Origin of the sequence: Klebsiella michiganensis (assembly GCF_015139575.1) — a bacterium.
GTDB classification, from domain to species: Bacteria; Pseudomonadota; Gammaproteobacteria; order Enterobacterales; family Enterobacteriaceae; genus Klebsiella; species Klebsiella michiganensis.
The window spans coordinates 912,120-930,713 of the sequence record NZ_AP022547.1; the positions used below are offsets into that span (position 1 = coordinate 912,120).

General features: G+C 49.1%; 23 protein-coding genes and 1 pseudogene. 12 read left to right on the plus strand and 12 right to left on the minus strand.

Annotation, left to right across the window (positions count from 1 at the left end):
• Nucleotides 1–41: 41 nt before the first annotated feature.
• Entirely contained in the window at nt 42–1,499 is a 1,458-nt protein-coding gene (locus JLG71_RS04415; RefSeq protein ID WP_131930486.1) for a YfjI family protein, read from the minus strand.
• 236 nt (nt 1,500–1,735) lie between these two features.
• Nucleotides 1,736–2,368 carry an inovirus Gp2 family protein gene (locus JLG71_RS04420; RefSeq protein ID WP_131930487.1) on the minus strand — a complete coding sequence of 211 codons (633 nt, stop codon included), beginning with the start codon at nt 2,366–2,368 and terminating at the stop codon, nt 1,736–1,738.
• A 540-nt stretch (nt 2,369–2,908) separates the two neighbouring features.
• Here JLG71_RS04420 and JLG71_RS04425 point away from each other — a divergent pair.
• The 9 genes from JLG71_RS04425 (at nt 2,909) to JLG71_RS04465 (ending at nt 8,618) form a co-directional block, all read left to right on the plus strand.
• Entirely contained in the window at nt 2,909–3,733 is an 825-nt protein-coding gene (locus JLG71_RS04425) for a DUF932 domain-containing protein (RefSeq protein WP_131930488.1), read from the plus strand.
• A 5-nt stretch (nt 3,734–3,738) separates the two neighbouring features.
• A complete protein-coding gene (locus JLG71_RS04430) occupies nt 3,739–3,987 on the plus strand; it encodes a DUF905 domain-containing protein (RefSeq protein ID WP_131930489.1) in 249 nt (82 codons plus the stop codon).
• A gap of 34 nt (nt 3,988–4,021) precedes the next feature.
• The gene (locus JLG71_RS04435) at nt 4,022–4,465 is read left to right on the plus strand and encodes an antirestriction protein (RefSeq protein WP_131930490.1); all 444 of its coding nucleotides are present in this window, start codon (nt 4,022–4,024) and stop codon (nt 4,463–4,465) included.
• Between the two features lie 11 nt (nt 4,466–4,476).
• Nucleotides 4,477–4,956 (plus strand): RadC family protein, encoded by a 480-nt coding sequence (gene radC, locus JLG71_RS04440; RefSeq protein WP_131930491.1) that lies wholly within the window; start codon nt 4,477–4,479, stop codon nt 4,954–4,956.
• Between the two features lie 13 nt (nt 4,957–4,969).
• Entirely contained in the window at nt 4,970–5,191 is a 222-nt protein-coding gene (locus JLG71_RS04445) for a DUF987 domain-containing protein (protein WP_109241248.1), read from the plus strand.
• A gap of 3 nt (nt 5,192–5,194) precedes the next feature.
• On the plus strand, nt 5,195–5,575 hold the full coding sequence (locus tag JLG71_RS04450) for a type IV toxin-antitoxin system YeeU family antitoxin (RefSeq protein WP_131930492.1): 381 nt from the start codon (nt 5,195–5,197) through the stop codon (nt 5,573–5,575).
• 56 nt (nt 5,576–5,631) lie between these two features.
• Entirely contained in the window at nt 5,632–6,021 is a 390-nt protein-coding gene (locus JLG71_RS04455; RefSeq protein ID WP_128878862.1) for a TA system toxin CbtA family protein, read from the plus strand.
• Nucleotides 6,022–6,107: 86 nt separating this feature from the next.
• Nucleotides 6,108–6,947, plus strand: a complete 840-nt coding sequence (locus JLG71_RS04460; protein ID WP_200913992.1) for a DUF4942 domain-containing protein — start codon at nt 6,108–6,110, stop codon at nt 6,945–6,947.
• Between the two features lie 672 nt (nt 6,948–7,619).
• On the plus strand, nt 7,620–8,618 hold the full coding sequence (locus JLG71_RS04465; RefSeq protein WP_025106003.1) for an aldo/keto reductase: 999 nt from the start codon (nt 7,620–7,622) through the stop codon (nt 8,616–8,618).
• Between the two features lie 88 nt (nt 8,619–8,706).
• Here the strand turns inward: JLG71_RS04465 and JLG71_RS04470 are convergent, their stop codons facing one another.
• The 8 genes from JLG71_RS04470 to JLG71_RS04505 are packed head-to-tail and all read right to left on the minus strand — an operon-like array spanning nt 8,707 to nt 14,633.
• Nucleotides 8,707–9,882 (minus strand): acetyl-CoA C-acetyltransferase, encoded by a 1,176-nt coding sequence (locus tag JLG71_RS04470; RefSeq protein WP_200913993.1) that lies wholly within the window; start codon nt 9,880–9,882, stop codon nt 8,707–8,709.
• On the minus strand, nt 9,879–10,292 hold the full coding sequence (locus JLG71_RS04475) for a carboxymuconolactone decarboxylase family protein (protein WP_200913994.1): 414 nt from the start codon (nt 10,290–10,292) through the stop codon (nt 9,879–9,881). Before JLG71_RS04475 ends, JLG71_RS04470 begins: the two co-directional genes overlap by 4 nt.
• Nucleotides 10,279–11,499 carry an MFS transporter gene (locus JLG71_RS04480; RefSeq protein WP_200913995.1) on the minus strand — a complete coding sequence of 407 codons (1,221 nt, stop codon included), beginning with the start codon at nt 11,497–11,499 and terminating at the stop codon, nt 10,279–10,281. The genes JLG71_RS04475 and JLG71_RS04480 overlap by 14 nt, the downstream gene beginning before the upstream one ends.
• Nucleotides 11,500–11,521: 22 nt before the next feature.
• Entirely contained in the window at nt 11,522–12,172 is a 651-nt protein-coding gene (locus tag JLG71_RS04485) for an HAD family hydrolase (RefSeq protein WP_014226739.1), read from the minus strand.
• Between the two features lie 3 nt (nt 12,173–12,175).
• The gene (locus tag JLG71_RS04490) at nt 12,176–12,400 is read right to left on the minus strand and encodes a tautomerase family protein (RefSeq protein ID WP_200519497.1); all 225 of its coding nucleotides are present in this window, start codon (nt 12,398–12,400) and stop codon (nt 12,176–12,178) included.
• 8 nt (nt 12,401–12,408) lie between these two features.
• On the minus strand, nt 12,409–13,242 hold the full coding sequence (locus JLG71_RS04495) for a hypothetical protein (protein WP_048260380.1): 834 nt from the start codon (nt 13,240–13,242) through the stop codon (nt 12,409–12,411).
• Nucleotides 13,226–14,011 (minus strand): AfsA-related hotdog domain-containing protein, encoded by a 786-nt coding sequence (locus JLG71_RS04500; protein WP_025106009.1) that lies wholly within the window; start codon nt 14,009–14,011, stop codon nt 13,226–13,228. Before JLG71_RS04500 ends, JLG71_RS04495 begins: the two co-directional genes overlap by 17 nt.
• A 10-nt stretch (nt 14,012–14,021) precedes the next feature.
• Complete coding sequence (locus JLG71_RS04505; RefSeq protein ID WP_071998069.1) at nt 14,022–14,633, minus strand: hypothetical protein; 612 nt, start codon at nt 14,631–14,633, stop codon at nt 14,022–14,024.
• Nucleotides 14,634–14,825: 192 nt separating this feature from the next.
• Between JLG71_RS04505 and JLG71_RS04510 the strand changes: the two genes are divergently transcribed.
• Nucleotides 14,826–15,752 (plus strand): LysR family transcriptional regulator, encoded by a 927-nt coding sequence (locus JLG71_RS04510; protein WP_025106011.1) that lies wholly within the window; start codon nt 14,826–14,828, stop codon nt 15,750–15,752.
• Between the two features lie 198 nt (nt 15,753–15,950).
• A complete protein-coding gene (locus JLG71_RS04515) occupies nt 15,951–16,094 on the plus strand; it encodes a thioredoxin domain-containing protein (protein WP_157835614.1) in 144 nt (47 codons plus the stop codon).
• Here JLG71_RS04515 and JLG71_RS28340 read toward each other — a convergent pair.
• Nucleotides 16,087–16,170 (minus strand): annotated as a pseudogene (locus tag JLG71_RS28340) (hypothetical protein); the annotation flags it as partial. The gene JLG71_RS04515 and the pseudogene JLG71_RS28340 overlap by 8 nt on opposite strands.
• A 23-nt stretch (nt 16,171–16,193) precedes the next feature.
• Here JLG71_RS28340 and JLG71_RS04520 point away from each other — a divergent pair.
• Nucleotides 16,194–16,724 (plus strand): AAA family ATPase, encoded by a 531-nt coding sequence (locus JLG71_RS04520; RefSeq protein ID WP_200913996.1) that lies wholly within the window; start codon nt 16,194–16,196, stop codon nt 16,722–16,724.
• A 27-nt stretch (nt 16,725–16,751) separates the two neighbouring features.
• Here JLG71_RS04520 and JLG71_RS04525 read toward each other — a convergent pair whose 3' ends face one another.
• Nucleotides 16,752–18,401, minus strand: a complete 1,650-nt coding sequence (locus tag JLG71_RS04525; RefSeq protein ID WP_122117382.1) for an OFA family MFS transporter — start codon at nt 18,399–18,401, stop codon at nt 16,752–16,754.
• Nucleotides 18,402–18,594: the final 193 nt, after the last annotated feature.

Below are 18,594 nucleotides of genomic sequence, written 5' to 3' on the forward strand. Positions count from 1 at the left end.
TCAGCTGCTACTGGTAGCAACTGATAGCAGTGCAGTTGACATCAATGACGATGGATGTGTATTATTTCGCTGATGCTGCCATTATTATTTTTGATTTTTTTTATTCTTATTTTCTCATCTTCTTCCAGATAAGATAGCGCATCGTTAAGTTTTCTTGAGTTTCTCAGAGCATATGGGCCTTTTCTCCTTACTATCATTTTATTTAGAATGTTGGGAGTGTTTAATATTTGAGGGTAATTAACATCAGGATCCTTGTAGTTCAATAACCATTTATACAATACATCAGCGTTATGCTCTGTTGAATCTGAGCATGATGAGATAGCGTCAAGAGCCTGTTGATAATAAAAATAAGCTGTTTTCGCACCTGCCTGAATAGTTCTTTCAGATATTTCAGTTCCGTGCTCATCACTAAAAAGATGAAACACCCCTGCCAGTCTGACAATATTTTCAGGCATCTTAGACAACATGCCTTCTACAACAGGATGCTTCTCATTGTCTTTAAGTATACGTGATTCAATATTTTCATATACCACAGCGAGTGCTAACTGAGCCTCTTCGGATAAGTATAGATATTTATGCTTTTTATTATTTTCGTACCTCTCTTCAGAAAGCAGGAGTAGTTCCTTTATTCTGTCATGAAACCTGATGATGCTATTTTTACTGTTATTCTTAACAGGGCTGCGGTGACCTCTTTTTGAGGTTACTCCGGTTATCATAAAACGGGACAGAAACCCTGAACCTACTGCATAATCCCCCTGAAGTTTGATATATTTTTTAAACTCACTGGACTGAATCATCAATAACATTGTAAACATACATTCATCCATACTACATCTGCCACTTTTTCGTTCTATATCAAACGGAGCTCCATCCCATAACAGGTTTAAAAATCCCAGATTATTCTTTGCACGTCCTTTGAAGAAAATACCGGCTTCATCCGACATAAGACTCGATGAAGGCACATGGCTGCAGAGTCCCTGCTGTAGCGCTTCTGGTGTCGTATCACTGTAGATCAACTTATGCAATGTGGGTGGTTGCGGTTTTTTTCGGTAAAGCTCTTTCATGCTCTGAGTATCGTATTCAACATCAATTCCTTTCTCGGTTTTTTTACTAATCACTTTCAATAGTGCTTTCTCCTGACTTTTCCATGACTGAAGTTCTGCATTGTAATCCAGCATTAATAGCGCATGTTTTTGACGTGATTCCTTTTCGAAATCAAAAAATGGTTGTGTGACTAATTTAAATACGGCACTTTTTCTCTCTCCAGAGTCAGCAACCACAGTATAGTACATTGAGCAAGGGCTCACTCTCCCGTCTGGATGTTGTATTTTTATTACCCCCTGGCATGCCAGTGATGCAGAAGCCAGAACAACTGTTTCAATGAGCTCTGTCGGAGCCTGTAGTTCTCTTCCTATCTCCTCCACGGCATCTCTCAAAATGGGAGGAAAATAATTTACAGGATTGTAATTTATATCATTAAGCGAACGTCCAACACTCATATCTTATCTCTCATGTCAGTATTATTTAAAGGATATCTCCTTCCGGTAATGAGAATATGCTACCTGGCTGCTATTTGGAATACACCAGAAAACCATCAGACCAAATTAGCTTTATTTGGATTGATATTATTTTCAGTCAGATTTGTTAGCTACTTGATACTGTACAGATATGAGTCATGAACAGCCCTGTCTGGGGCTGTTTTGCTCATGGGTAAATAGATAATTTGTGATGTTTTTTATTTAAAGCTACATCCAAAATTACGTTCACCATCTGTAAAATATTTGCTTTTCTTTTTTGCAAAGTAACTTGCCCGGTAAATCAGCGAGCAATATGACTCACTTTGCTTACCGTCTTTTGCATTCAGGTAATAACAAGGATTCCTGGGTGTGTGGACTAACTCTTTATCGGGGGGATATATAAAACTGACAGCACTCATCCATGACTCACGTATAAGGCGGCGTAGTGTACCTTTGTTACTATCGTACGCTCCCAGTGTATTGAAAGTGTCCCCGTTGAGTAACAGTAAAACGTGATAATGTTTCTTATGTGAATCAGGTACAAACTCTCTGGCCCAGACAACACGTAATGATGTCTTACGAACTCGCTTACCCTCTTTCTCCCGCTTGTTAAGATGATGTGAAATTTTTGCTTTCAGAGAATCCGTAAAACGGGATATTACTGATGAATCTGTCCTTGCGAAATTAGCCTCATCAGGCATGTCATTTAATGGCTGGAGAACCGGAGTATGTAAATCTACTCTTACAGCCAATACCCTTGGGTGCTCGCTTAATGCTTTATCAATAGTTTGTTCTATTTTCTTTAAATGATATTGATTCAATTTTCCGTGAGAGGTGATATATTTGTACATGCTATTTGTTTCCTTTTTATATTTCGAAAATGTTAGTCGTAGTAGAACTGATTATTTAATTAAATCACTTGCTCTGTGCTTGTATTGTTCATATGCATTATGCATACGGTATATGTATACTTGCCGAGTTATATGCATGAGCATTGTTGTATTAGTGATGGAATGTTTGTTGGTTTCAATGTATTGAATTACATATGTTCTCATGTTTGTTAATCTACAGGCATTGGTTTATATGTGTCGATATGTATCATATAACCTATATACACATCTATATACATACATAGACAAACGCCACTATTCTTTAGTCTGGGGTTGAAATTGCAATAAAGGAAGGGATTAAAGATATTTATGATTTTTATACCTTTTTAGCCATCAAATTGCTCTGGAGTTATCACATATAATGTTTGGGCTTTTTTTATTAAGTTATGGATGAATTTGAAACTATATTACATTGGTGAAAATCCGTTATTCCTCGAAGCATATATCTATTCTTTGGCGGTTAAGCGGTTTGGTGCAAACAGATAAATTAAGGAGCTCATCATGAAACTAGCCAGTCGTTTTGGACGGGTAAATCAGGTACGGCGTGACCGCCCGTTAACCCGTGAAGAATTAATGCATTACGTCCCCAGTGTTTTTAGTGAGAATAAACACGAATCCCGCAGTGACCGATACACCTGGATACCGACCATCACTATTCTTGAAAATCTGCAGCGGGAAGGTTTTGAACCTTTTTTTGCCTGCCAGACCCGCGTACGTGACCAGAGCAGACGGGAACACACCAAACACATGTTGCGCCTGCGTCGTGCCGGACAACTCACCGGCCAGCAGGTTCCTGAAATTATCCTCCTCAATTCACATGATGGCTCATCCAGCTATCAGATGCTGCCGGGATTGTTTCGTGGTGTCTGTACCAACGGGCTGGTCTGTGGGCAGTCATTCGGTGAAGTGCGGGTGCCACATAAAGGGGATGTGGTGGAGAAAGTTATTGAAGGGGCTTATGTGGTACTGGGGATATTTGACCGGGTTGAAGAGAAACGTGATGCCATGCAGTCGGCTCTGTTACCACCACCAGCGCAGCAGGCGATGGCGAGGGCTGCTCTGCACTATCGTTTTGGTGAAGACCACCAGCCCGTCACGACTGCTCAGATACTGACGCCACGTCGTTACGAAGACCGTAACAACGACCTCTGGACGGTGTACCAGCGGGTGCAGGAGAACCTGATGAAGGGAGGACTGGCGGGGCGCACTGCACAAGGGCGAAGCAACCGTACCCGTGCTGTGAACGGTATCGACGGCGATGTGAAGCTTAACCGTGCGCTGTGGGTGATGGCAGAGGATATGCTCGAACTGCTGGGGCAGGCATGACTTCGATGCGGAGAAACATACCCGTGAACACAGAAACTCACCCACACCTTCCCTCCGGCCCGTTTACGCGTGAGCAGGCATCAACCATCGCAGCGCAATATGACAATATCGCCATTGAAGACGACCAGGGGACGCATTTTCGCCTGGTTATCCGTTGTGAAGGTGTGATGGTCTGGCGGGCATGGAACTTTGAACCTGAAGCCGGAGTGATGCTGAACAGCTACATTGCTCGTTATGGCATCCGCAGGTCCTGACCGGCTGGCTTTTTTATTTCCGGAGTCATTAATCATGAACAACGCATTAACGGATAACACCATTCCGACAGACACTCTTTGCGCCACACCCGTTAAAGATGAACAGCGCCTTCGTTTCTGGCCTCAGCATTTTGGCCGTATCCCGCAGTGGATAACCCTCGAACCCCGCATCTTTGCCTGGATGGACCGGTTGTGTGCGGATTACAAAGGTGGCGTCTGGGCTTTTTACACTCTCAGCAACGGTGGCGCTTTCATGGCTCCGGAAGAGAGTGACGGTCCCTGGTCGCTGTTCAATATCCTGAATGGTAACGGGGCTGAAATGAGCGCTGAAGCTGCGGGTATTGCGGCCTGTCTGATGGCTTACAGCCACCATGCCTGCCGCACGGAGTGCGATGCCATGACGGAACACTATTACCGTCTGCGCGACTATGCGCTGAACCACCCTGAGTGCAACGCCATTATGCACATCATCGACTGAGGTACTGCACCATGGAAAAACAGTTACCGTTGTTTGCATATGAACTGACGTCATCAGCACAACAGACCATTCGCGAGGCGCTGGCTCTGTTGGAGCGCCAGTTACGTGAGCCCGGCGCATCGTTTACCTCCAGCAGCTCAGTACGTGACTGGTTACGGCTTCAGCTGACCATGGAGGAAAGAGAGGCATTTGTTCTGATGCTGCTGGATAACCAGCACCGGCTGATTACGCACGAAACGCTGTTCAAAGGCACCATCAGCCATACCGAAGTCCATCCACGGGAAGTGGTGAAAGCCTCCCTGAAATACAATGCGGCAGCGGTCATTGTCGCGCACTGCCATCCCTCAGGCCATGCCGAACCCAGCCAGTCTGACAGGCGAGTGACAGAGCGACTGAAGAACGCTCTGGACCTCGTGGATGTACGTCTCCTGGACCACCTCGTTATCGGCGGAATGGATATCGTCTCGTTTGCTGAACGGGGCTGGTTGTAAGGGAGGAGTATTAATGAAAATTATCAGTAAGCGTCAGGCGATGGCGATATACCGCCAGCATCCACAGTCCCGGTTGTTCCGCTTCTGTACCGGCAAATACGCGTGGTCCGGCAGCATCTGCCACTATGCCGGTCGCGAGGTGGAAGATATCAGCGGTGTACTGGCCGTATTCGCAGAGCGCCGCCAGGACTGCAACGGCCCGTATGTTGTATTACGCAGCGTAAGTCTGAATTAATTCATGATTAAGGAGAGCTACATTTTGTCGAAGAAAACCCCGGTAACAACGCATGATATCAGCCAACCCTGGTGGGGGCTCAGACGCAGTGTTTCCCCGTGTTTTGGAGCCCGTCTGGTCCTGGAGGGAAACCGCCTGCATTACCTGGCTGACCGGGCAAACTTTGATGGTCAGTTCTGCGATGCGGATTTGCGCCATCTTGACCAGGCCTTCCCGGTAGTGATGAAACAGCTGGAGTTAATGCTCACCAGCGGTGAACTGAATCCCCGTCATCAGCACTGCGTCACGTTGTATGCAAAAGGTCTGACCTGCGAGGCCGATACGCTCGGTTCGCATGGCTATGTTTATATCGCGATTTATCCCACTCCCGTCGCCACGGCATAACACTTTAATACTTCGCCCTTCAACGCACATATCTTCCCACTAAAGAGATAACGCTTATGCAAACCAAATCATCCCCCCTCATGCGGGCGGCATCGTCACGTCCGTCTCCCGTGTATATCTGGCAGACCCTGCTGACCAGCCTGCTGGCACACCACTATGGCCTCACGCTTAGCGATACGCCGTTCAGTGATGAACAGGTCATTCAGCAACATATTGATGCCGGTATCTCGCTGGTTGATGCCCTGAATTTTATCGTTGAGAAGTATGAACTGGTCCGCACTGACCGCCCAGGCTTCAGCATCCTGACGCAGTCTCCGTTTATCACACCCATAGATATCCTCCGGGCCAGGAAAGCAACGGGGCTGATGAACCGTGACACGTATAAAGAGGTGACGGCTATTACCAGAGGGCAACATCCGCAGGTCAGCGCTCCAGGCAAGCGATGAGCTGGACGAAACAAACCGCGTCCTGCAAGTACATCAACACCAGCCCTGACCGGCTGGTTTTTTTCTGACTATAAAGGAGAGAAATAATGTCCGGAAATAATATTAATGAACCCGAAGTATCAACCGGGCACACCGGTGTGATTTGCTCCACCAGCATTGAACGTATTGTCACAGGCCGGAATGCTGCACTGACACGGATTGAAAGCCTTATCCGTGAACTTGATGATATCTCCATTCTGACCCGCGATATCGGCGGTGGTACAGCACAAGAGTGGGGAATGCGGGAGGGACATCGATATGATTGCTGGTTTACGGAAAAACCCGATAAAGCGATGAAAGCGATTACTCGCAATATTGATCGCCGTATCTGGCGCGATATGATGAATAAATCAGGCATGCTGACCCTGATGGATGCTCAGGCGCGTGACGAGTGGCACAAAAGCCTGGAGAAAAACGATATCCCCGCGATCTCTGAAAACAATATCCTTAGTACCTTTGAGCAACTGAATCACGACAAACAGGCCGTTTTTGAGCGTGTTGTTATCAACGTTTTTAAAGCGTTATCGTGGGATTATAAAACGAACTCACCCTGTAGGTTTGGAAAAAAGATCATCATGGATGGTCTGGTTTCTTACAACCGCTGGGGGTTTAGCTTCACACATGGCTATCGACGCGACCAGATTGTTGATCTGGAACGTATGCTGACACTATTTGATGGTAAGCTGCTTCCGGACAATCGGGCTGACATTGCCTGTCGGCTGAGTGACCATATCGGCCAGCAGCGGACTTCTGAAGTGTATGACGATGAGCTATTCAGGATTAATTATTTTCAGAAGGGGAGTGCGCACATTGCGTTCAAGCGTCCCGAGCTGATTGAGCAGCTCAACGATATTATTGCCAGACACTATCCGGGGATGCTAGCTTGATTATGTTGTGGTAGTTGGGTTCCCTGTTTGGCAACCAAACTATGTGCAGTTCTGTGAAAATCCAAGCGGAAGAATTACTGTATACGAATGTGTATAGCTATTGATGTAATGGAATGAAAATAATTTAATTACAGTGAGTTAAGTTCTTTGTTCGATTCCCTTCGCCCGCTCCAGAATATCTCCCGCTGTGGCAAAACTTCATTAAAATTCTCATTTCTATCAACAGCTTGCCTTAGCTAAATTGTCTGTGATCGTCCTACCATTGAACGATAGTTTACCAACACAAGGTACACTGTTAGTGGTCACGGTACTTGCACACCACATGCAGGCGCTGCCAGCGGTTCGGCCTCGCTCCTTCGGATACATGGTCATCCAGATGTCTGACATACCCTGATGTTGTCGCCTGACGGCTCCGCGAGGTGTCTTACCACCAACGGGCTTTATGGATGGGATTGTCCAAAATCAGGGAAAAAGGGAAGGCTGGATCTCTCCAGCCTTTGGCGGTCATTCGGTCCCTGATTTCTTCCTGCCGGTGCATGCATACCGACACGCCAGCGCGTTACGAGCTACACCTTATGCAGCCCGCCTTGATACTTTTTTTGCATAACGAAAATGACAATTCATTAACCGTAATCGGGGTGAAACAATCATGGTGTAAAAAAAGGAGTCATTATGCATACCCGAAATTTATCTCAAAACCTTATTGTCAGTTCAGTCGGCTATGGTGCGATGGGACTGAGCGAATTTTATGGCCAGACAGATGACAAGGCTTCCCGGCAGCTATTACATAAACTCATTGACCTGGATATTACGTTCATTGATACCGCTAACCTGTACGGGCGGGGTCACAATGAACGGCTGATTGGCCACTTTCTTGCCGGACTCGATAAGGCTACGCGTGAGCAGTTCAGAATTGCCACAAAGTGCGGAATCGATCGGGCGCCTGATGAGGCTTATGCCCGCACCATTAACAATCAACCGGACTACATTACCCACTGCTGTAATGAATCCCTCAAAAGGCTCGGCGTTGAACGGATCGATCTGTTCTATCTTCACAGGGTCAGCCCGGCGACGCCTGTCGAGGAGAGCATGGAATGTCTGAGCCGTCTCATCAAAGATGGAAAGATCAATCATATCGGACTTTGTGAAGTCTCTGCATCGACCCTTCGCCGGGCCCATGCTGTACACCCAATCACAGCCCTGCAGACAGAATATTCACTATGGACACGTGACATTGAAGATGAAATCCTGCCGACAGTGAAAGAGCTGGGGATTGGCCTGGTACCCTATTCTCCGCTGGGAAGGGGGTTCCTGACAGGAAAATACCGTAAAAACAGTGATTTTTCTGAAGGTGACTTCCGTAAAAATAATGAGCGTTTCATTCAGTCCAGCCTTGATCACAACGTACAGCTTCTCGATGCTGTTCTCCCGCTTACTGAAAAGTACGGTTGTTCCTCGGGTCAGGTGGCGCTGGCCTGGCTGCTCGCGCAGTACGATAAGCTGGTACCGATCCCCGGTACCAAGCACATCAGTTATCTGGCCGAAAATGCGCAGGCGGCTGACATCGCTCTGGACAAATCAGATGTTGCGCTACTGAACGATATTCACCAGCGCGTTGAGATTAAAGGCGGCCGGTATTCTGAAGAAGGTATGAAAGGCGTTAACGCCTGAAATCCGTTTACATAATATGAAACCGGGCATTGCCCGGTTATTTTGTTTTTATTAACAGCCCAGCCGCTGTACAGCCGATAATTTTTCTTCAGCGGTAAACGCTCAGCGCCACCCCTTCACCGCCGCCAACACACAGCGCTGCAACACCGCGTTTATTATCATTACGCAGGAGTCCATGCACGAGGGTGACCAGAATGCGGCATCCCGAGGCACCGATAGCATGCCCGAGTGCGATTCCTCCGCCATAGGGATTAATACGATCGGGTGAAATACCCGTCTGGTCAACCACTGCCAGCGCCTGGGCTGCAAACGCTTCATTGGACTCCAGGTGATCAACATCTTCTGGTTTCCAGCCAGAGCGGGAAAGACAGTCTGCGATAGCCTGTACCGGAGCGGCACCCATTAATGCCGGCTTAATCCCCGAATTCGCAAACGCGGCAAGAGACGCTAAAACCAGCAGCCCACGTGCCTCGGCAGTTTTTCTGGTACAAAGAAGGACAGCGGCCGCGCCATCATTAAGAGAGGATGCATTACCTGCCGTCACAGTTCCTCCCTTTCTGAAAACGGGTTTCAGCTGCATTAGTTTTTCAATGCTGGTTTTGCGGGGGCCTTCATCCGTGTCAACTCTCAGGGTTTTACCTTTCCTGTCCTGCCATTCAACGGGAACTATTTCACGAGCAAATATTCCCTTTTCCTGAGCATCCATTGCCTTTATGTGGGACAGTAGCGCGTATTCATCTTGCATTTCGCGACTGATGCTGAACTCAGCTGCAACATTTTCGGCGGTGACGCCCATATGGTTATTATCGAAAGCATCCCAGAGTCCATCGGACACCACGCTATCCCTCATATTACAATCCCCCAGCCTTGTCCCTGAGCGTGAAGCCATCAGAATATGAGGGGCGTTAGACATGCTCTCCTGACCGCCGGCAATGACGAATTCTGCCTCACCCGTCTGCAGCGCCAGCATGGCCAGATGAACTGATTTGAGACCTGAACCGCAGACCTTGTTAATCGTCAGACATTGCGTTTCAACGGGTAGCCCGGCGTTCAGCGCGGACTGACGTGCGGGATTCTGGCCACATCCTGCCGTCAGTACCTGTCCCATAATAACCTGAGAAATCTCACTGGCCTCCACTCCTGAGTCTTCAAGAAGCGCACGAATGACGTGACTCCCGAGTTCTGCTGCGGAATGGCCCGAAAGGGAACCCATGAATGCACCGGTTGCAGTACGTTTTGCAGAAACAATCACAACTTCGTTCATGACATTTCCTCTTTCAGGCCAGGCAGAGTATGGCCGGTCGCCGCCATAGCGGCGCGGTAGGCCGTCAGGCCGTTCATGCATGCCGGAACGCCGGCATAGATAGCCATCTGTATCACGATTTCAAGCAGCTCTTCCGGGGTGACGCCGGTATTGAGTGCCGCTCTCATGTGTAATTCAAGCTGTGGCATTGCGTTACCCAGCGTCACAAGCGAAGCAACCGTCAGCATTTCTCTCGTTCTGAGATCTAGTCCGGGACGGCCAACCACAGCACCAAAAGCGTAATCGGTAATCAGGGCCGGTAAGGTGGAATCAAGTTCGCTCAGTCGGGTGGTGACTTTATCGGCGAGTCCGGACTCAAGACGATCCATAATATCTCTGCCATAACGTGTCAGCTCATCAGTTGGGCTCATAATATTTCTCCGGAGTGGTTTGTTCAGACCTCAGGCGCGTCGGAATAGCGGCAACGAGCAGGACAGAAAGTCCGATAGCTGCGCCGGCTGCGATATAAAGCAGTGGGACGGAAAAAGCGGATACCATCCAGGCACCTGCAGATGCCCCGACACCAATAGCGGTATTGAAGAATGAAACGTAAACCGCGGACGCCGGGAAGGCTTTATCTTCCGCCAGGCGCAGGACCCACGTCTGGAAGCCCACAAAAATCCCGGATACAGCCACGCCCCAGATGACCATTGCGGTAAAGACCGCAGTGCCTGAAAGGGATGTACCGGATAAACCCAGAAATACCAGCACAGCACAGATAAGCACGACCGATACCGATACCGTTGCTTTGAGATGTTTATCAATCACCATTCCGGTGAGAAAATTGCCGGCAAGACCAGCGATACCGTAAACAAACAGAACCGCCGGGATGACGGATGTGGCAAGGGAATGCTGCGTGTGCAGCCAGGGTTCAATGTATGTAAAAGCGGCAAAGTGTGCGGTTACGGCCAGTAACGTGGCGGAATAAATTTTCCACAGCGCGGAGGATTTAAATACGCTTTTGAGCGCCCCCAGGCCGATCGCACTTTTACTGGTTATCTGTGGCACCAGTATGGTAATGCCGGCAAAGGCAACCACGCTGAGTAAAGCCATCAGCCAGAACGCCTGTCTCCAGCCGAAGTGTATACCAATATAATTTGATATCGGCACGCCAAATACGCTGGCAGCCGAGACGCCACCAAAAACGATAGACGTTGCCGCGCCAAGGAATCGGGCTGGCACGATAGCCACTGCGGTGGCGCCGATCATCGCCCAGAATGAGCCATGTGCCAGCGCGCCCAGTACGCGTGCGACTAGCAGTATGGCGTATGTGTTTACCGTGGCGGCAAGAACGTTAGAAAGAAAAAGTATGACCGTGAGTGTGAGCAGAAGCCGCTTCTTGGCCACGTTACCAAGAAATACTGATGCAAAGAGTGCGCTCAGTGCGCCCACCCAGGCGTAAAGTGAAACCGTCATACCAACCGCTGACTCAGAGGCGCCAAGTCCCTCTGCAATGGGCGTCAGCAGGCCTACCGGAGCCAGTTCGGTGGTAACGATAGTAAACGTTGAAAGGGCCAGAATAAACAAGGCAAGCCAAGACCTGAAGGTCATATCCTGCGGGGATTTTTCTGAATGCATATATTCTTACCTCAAGGTTGGTTTAAATGACCTGCCAGCGATGTGTTATCGCGTGTCTGGCCAGCGCTGAATGTTTTCCTACACAGACAGGGTGGCCGGTTGATGCAAGCATCGGAATGTCAGAGAGATCGTCACCATAGGCATAACAGTCAGAAGGATTAATATTTCTCTGTTCGCAAAACTGAAGGAGCGCATCTTTCTTTCCGTCACCAATCGTCTGTGGATAACCTATTTCACCCGTCATTTCCCCTGCAGCAGTGAACTTCAGTGGTGCGCAAAGAATATCTTGCACGCCAAGGTATCTTGCGACAGGAGAAAGAACGGGAAGCATTGAGCCGGATATAAAAACAATATCCATATTTTCAGCCTGATGTTTTTTAAGAGCCGAAACCGCGCTTCCTATAAATAATTCTGAATTCAGCTTAAATCTGAACCATCTTTCACCAGCCTCTTCAAGTGCCTTATAACTGATACCTGCAAATTGCCGGTAGTATTCCCTGTTGAGATGCTCACGGGGAGTTCCTTTTTTAACTTCAGACTGGAAATTCGCCATATAATTATGGAGTTTAATGTGTTCATTATTCTCCTTGCACCAGAAGTTAAAAAAATCAAACATACTTTTAATATTGATCAGCGTCTCATCGACGTCAAAAAAAGCGGCTGCTTGTTGCAAAACTCACTCCTCGTAATTTTTCCTTCGGCTTTTTTCCTGAAAATCTTTATGGTTTCCGGGAACCCCTGCGTCTGCCCAGCGAGAAGGATGTATTTCAGAAATGACAACCGAGATTTTATCCAGCGGCGCTCCGGTATGTTTATGCACAGCAAACGTAATATCTTCCTGGAGCCGGATAATTTTACCTTCATCTTTTACAGGCCAGGTGGTGATGTGAACAAATGGCATATTTTACCTCACTCTACGGTAGTAAATTCATCAAAGGAACGGACCTTTAGTTTTAAATGAGCATGAATGTCACCACCCAGACCATAAAGTCCGATTGCGCCGCCGTAGCTCTGGCGGGAACTCATATACAGGACAACAACGTTAATAATCCGGTTTTCATTCCGTTCATGTGCCGGGAAGGGATCGGGCAATTCCGCCCAGTAATCTGCATTACCGTTATGATCGGTAATAAATACGTTAGGTATGCCCAGAGGTCCCGGTCGGCTTGGATTCTCAGTCGCTAAATCTTTTTCCCGAAGGCTCATCACGGTATAAACACTGTCGGGAACAAGATTACGGAAAGAAAACGTAAACCTTGCGCGCCTGCTGTCTTCAGACAGACAGACATCCAGCGTACCCTCCGCATGCATCCAGTTTTCCAGAGTGACAGGCTGAACCTGACGTTTGCCATCACTGCTGCGGTAATCAGCAATATAGCCTTCATGCAGAGGCAGACTGGGGCGGCTTTCGGTGTTCGCCTGCGGCCGCTGCTCCGGTGCAAAAAGCATCCCGTAATTATTTGATGGGATGGGTAAAGGAAGGGTATGCAGGATGATATCCTTAACTTCATCCTGCGACATACCTTCAATATCTCGCAGTATTCTGTAAGGCTTCGTCGCGCCGAATTCGGGCACGGGGCTGTCTGCTGCCACAAGCACGCTTCGCCATTCCAGCCCGTTATCACCCGGCACCATGCCAACCACCACAAAGTTGCCGTTACCGTCCATGACCTCCGCAGGGGGGTAAAGCGGCCCCTGCGTGGTCACAGCCAGGCGGTATGTTCGGCTAGCTGATTTGGACATGCGTCACCCCGTGTGTCGCGATGTTCTGTTCAGCAATTGCCGCCTGCATGGCGGCTTCAGCCAGCAGTTTTTCCTTTTCAGCAATCAGAGCTGAAGGATATACGGTGAACGATACATCCATCGTCGCGCAAAGCGTCTGATGCTGAGTCACGCGAACCTGCGCTCTGAAACGCCCCCTTCGCTCATTAATGTCCTTCTCAAGGAATTCAAAATGGACCAGCGCTGGTAAAGGAAACAGAAAGCTGGAAAAGGTCGTCGCCATGCTGTTAATGACGTAGTAGCGTCCTGCTTCCTGCTTATAAATAAACTCTTCGGTAACGGCGATAAAAGCCTGACGACTTGCCTCGACCAGAAGCATCCCCTGAATATGCTGGCCGGTCTGATGATCGGCCATGAGCTCACAGCGTTCGTCAATCAGCAGCGGCATTGCAAAAAGATCACTGTTATGTTCGGTCTGCTCTGCTGAGCCGATAAGAACATTCTGCTCCAGCCTTTTATGACAATGTGCATTTTTTTTATCTCTGACCAATTTTTCCAGAGAGCACATTTTAAGTTTATTGCCATGAACAACATTTCTTGCCTGATTCGAAATGACTTTTCCTGCGAAATCTTTACGTACACCCTGGCCGATAATAATCTCATGTTCTTTATCAATAATGTTGGCTGGAATTTGCGAAAGTAATTCAAGCTGAGAAATTGTCAGAACATCTTTACCATTTGCGAATTCATTAAACTTATCGCCTACAATAACCAGTTTTTTATAGTTCATTTATCATTCCTCAGCTGCAACAGGCATGGTAGATGCGGGTGTAAAGTCCTTCATTGCCTCCGGTGATGTAATTGTCTCCAGCTTGCTGGATAATTTCCTGGTAACGCGCATTGGTGAAGGCTTCCTTATAGGATTGCTTATCGCCATTGAAGGAGGAGATAAACATTACACCCGGAACACCGCTAATAAGAGAGTGGAATGCTTCAAAGCTTTCAATTTTATCTTTATTGTCCCTGACAACATTAAAAATGGTCTCATCGCGCCACTGACGATACTGCTGATAATTATGAGCCGGAACTTCAACATGGCGAAGTTGAATGTACTGGCTTTCAGGGAGATCTTTCTTGTTGTCAATCGGAGATTCTACAAACTTAAGCAATTCTCTGCGAATATCTGCAGAAAGAACATCAGCCAGCCTGTGGAACATGGATACCATCTCTTCTTCTACCCACGAAATTTCCTTGATGTCGTTAAATGCACGCAGCTCCAGAAGTTCATTCACTCCCTGCTCTTCTGAATAATAGTATCGTGTGCTGCCGCTGTTTTTTAAGAACGAGAAATCAGCAGCGGAAACATTATTTTTTAACGGAAAGCGTGAGACCAGTACATAGTTAGCTGACATTTTCATCTCCAAATAGATTTCTGATTGAGTTCGGGAGAAATTTATCAATCTGTGACGAGGATGGAATTGTTTAATGTGTAATTCAATTTTCGTATTACTGTAAACAGACTGATCCCTGATATGATCATTCGTGTTAACACTCAGAATACAAAAGAGTTTAGAATAAAATTTTTGACTGGCAGGCTCGAATCTATGGCGATCGCAGGACACCTGATAAGTAACCACCTCCCCAGCGTTAAACAGCTCCAGTGCTTCCTTGCTGTTGCTCATGAACTGAATTTTCGCAGAGCTGCTGAACGGCTCAGAATGACTCAGCCTCCGTTAACCCGACATATAAAGTGCCTCGAAGGCGTGCTGAATCAGCAGTTATTCAGCCGCAGTACGCATGACGTCAGCCTGACGGAGGCTGGCCAGGCCCTGGTAATAAGAGCAGAGAAGATTCTGCTGGAGCTTAATGAACTGAAAACCGGTTCACTGGCATCCGGGGGGAAGGTACGGATCGGCCTTACCCGGACGCTTAATTTTGAATTTATCGAACCCGTCAGCAGACAGCTTATCGAACTGGATGCCGGAGACGACGTTGAAACACCTAATCTGACTTCTGCCCAGCTCCTTCAATGCCTGTCAAAAAACACGCTTGATCTCGTGCTTACGGGGGAAAAGGGCACTGGCCATGAAGATATGGTTCAGTATCGCTGGGTTTGCTGCGAACCGCTGCTGATAGCAATGCCGGCCATACATCCCGCCAGCCTGAAAGAAAAAGTATCACTCAAAGACGTCAGTGATTTACCACTTTTCTGGTTTTCAAGAAGCGCAAACCCTTCATTTTATGACAAATGTGAAAGTTTTTTTGAACAGCTCAATGTCCCGCTCAAAAGGGTTAAAGAGCCGGATGATTCACTCGTTATGCTCACCCGCATCGCAAGAGGCAAAGGGTTTGCACTGATGCCCCAGTCGAAATGCACGTTTAATCAGGAAGGGCTGTGCTACCGCGAACTGACAGACGATGAATCTCAGAAACTGAATATTGATATCTACTCGGCAATCAGGGTCAATGAGACGCGGGAGGCTGTACTGGATGCTCAGAACGTCTTATGTGGGAAAAATTTTTCCGGCTGAAGAGTTTATATGGGGTCATGATTGGATAGCGAAAATTATTATACTACAAGGGCTTACCCGGCATGAGATGGCAGGCACGCCTCTCTATCTGACGTCGCCAGGCTACAATAATCACTGAATCCCAGGCGCTTGAACAACTGTACTTCTTTATCCTGGCGCTACGTCTCTCTTTCACTTTGTCATGAGATACTGCTATCTATGAGCAACGTCACCATTTATCACAATCTGGCCTGCGGGACGGTATCATTATCGCTGAACGATATTCTGGAGGGTGACTATGACTATTATCTGCAGACGCTTCCTGATGCCGCTTATGCAGTTTCAGCCAGTATTGAATATTAATAATGCCTGGCTGAATAAGAACCCTGGTCAGGTAAGCTGGAAAATCACCAATAATCATCGCCAGCGGCAATAACATGACGCTGCCGTAATGGGATATCGATGTTACTGATCTTTGGCGGCCTGCCCGGTACCGGGAAATCAACCATTGCTCGCCTGCTGGCCGCCAGGCTGGGGGCCGTCTGGTTACGGATTGATTCAATTGAACAGGCGCTGATTCGCGCCGAAACCGTCACCCGGCACGATATAGGGCCGGCCGGATATCTGGTGGCGTATGCCATTGCTGCGGATAACCTCAGGCAGGGCAACGTGGTGATTGCCGACTCAGTTAACCCTATAGCCATTACCCGCCAGGCATGGAGAGCGGTCGCGACCGAGAATGCCGCGCCTTATCTGGAGATAGAACTGACCTGCTCCGACCAAATGCAGCATCGGTATCGCGTGGAAAACCGAGTGGCGGATATTCGCGGCCATATTCTGCCGGACTGGCAAAAGGTTATCGCCCGTGAGTACGAACCCTGGCGCACCGCCAGCCTGACTCTGGATACCTCGGTGCTGACCGCCGAAGAGGCGGTAGAGCGGATCGTTGAGCATATTGCGTTACGCGGCCGCCACGCGCCGGTAGGTTCATAGAAGCCGCCGGGCATCGGCGGCAAAAACCTACATAAAGAATTTCACGGCCTGCTGGAGGGTGGTACCGACGCCCCATAACAGCGGCACGCTCACCGCTAACCAGCTTATGGTTAACAGCAGCGTGGACGGGCGGGGCTCCCACGTGAGCTGGGCATCCTTGTTGATGGTATACAGTCCTTTCGCCTGCTGCTGCTGTTCCGCGGTCATCGCATGCTCTTCCGTCAGCGGACGCACCAGCTGATTACAGATAAAACCCAACACCAGCAGGCCGGTCAGGACCATCAGCGTAATATCGTAGACGCGCTCGGGCGAAACCCCGTGCGTTAGCTGATACTCGCGCAGATAGTTCACCAGAACCGGGCCGCTGATCCCCGCCGCCGACCAGGCGGTTAACAGGCGCCCGTGAATCGCGCCCACCATTTGTGAGCCAAAGACGTCGGCCAGATAGGCGGGAATACTGGCAAAGCCTCCGCCGTACATCGAAATGATAATGCACATTGCGCAGACATACAGCGCGATATAGCCGCCGTGATTCACCAGCGGCAACGTGCCGTACAGCACGGCGCCCAGGCAGAAAATGATCGCAAAGGTCATTTTGCGCCCGCACAGGTCGGATACCGATGCCCAGAAAAAACGTCCCAGGATGTTAAACAGGCTGAGCAGACCGGTAAATCCTGCGGCCATGGTTGCAATGCGTTTCAGCTGCTCGCCGTTCAGCTCATGCCAACTGAGATCGAGCGACAGCAGTTTGCCGGCAAAGATCTCCTGCAGCATCGGCGAAGCCATACCGAGAATGCCGATCCCCGCGGTGACGTTGAGCCACAGCACCATCCACAGCAGCCAGAACTGCGGAGTGCGGCAGGCAACGCGGACGTGCACCTGGATCGTGGGATTATTGCGGATCGTTTTTTGCGCCTTCTCACCCGAAGGATGCCAGCCCATGGGCGGCAGGCGATAGCCAAAGGTACCGGCGAGCATAAACAGCGCATAAATCGCCGCCAGCGCCAGAATGCTTTGCCATACCCCGTTGCCGGCCGGCCCGGCGAAGTAATTCATCAGACCGTTTGCCAGCGGCGCGCCCACCAGCGCTCCCCCGCCAAAACCCATAATCGCCATCCCGGCCGCCATTCCGCGCTTGTCAGGAAACCAGCGCAACAGCGTCGAAACCGGTGAAATATAGCCCAGTCCGAGACCGATTCCGCCGATGACCCCGGCCCCCAGCCACAGCAGCCATAGCTGATGGAAATAGATAGCGACGCTGGATAGCAGCAGGCCGCCGCACCAGCACAAGGTGGCAATAAAGCTCACCAGCCGCGGTCCAACCTTCTCAAGCCAGCTGCCCCACAGCGCCGCCGAACAGCCGAGAAAAACAAAAAACAGCGTGTAGGTCCAGCCCAGCATGGAGATTTTCCAGTCGCAATCGCGGGTAAACAGCTGCTGCCAGAACGACATCGTGACGGGGCATTGCAAGGACGCGCTTCCTCCTATGAGCTGCGACATAGGCAGCCAGTAAACGGAAAATCCATAGGCCATACCTATGCAGAGATGAACCGCCAGCGCGGCCGGTGGCACCAGCCAGCGGTTAAAGCCGGGCCTGGCGATGATACGGGGTTTCGCGAAAAAATCGCGGAGGGGAGAGACCGGTGCGGTCGCGATGTTTTCATTCATTTGCGCCATTTTCCTGTCCTTTTTATCGATATTAGCCGACGAATGCTGCGGTCGGGGAACGTAGATAAAAGGCAAGAACGGTGCCATTTGATTAAATTGTGTACAAAAATGGCGACTGAAGCGAGCAAGCTTCGCCGAACGGCTGAGGCGAAAAGCCCTCCATCGGCGAAGGAGGCACCGCCCGCGATAAAATCGCCGGGCG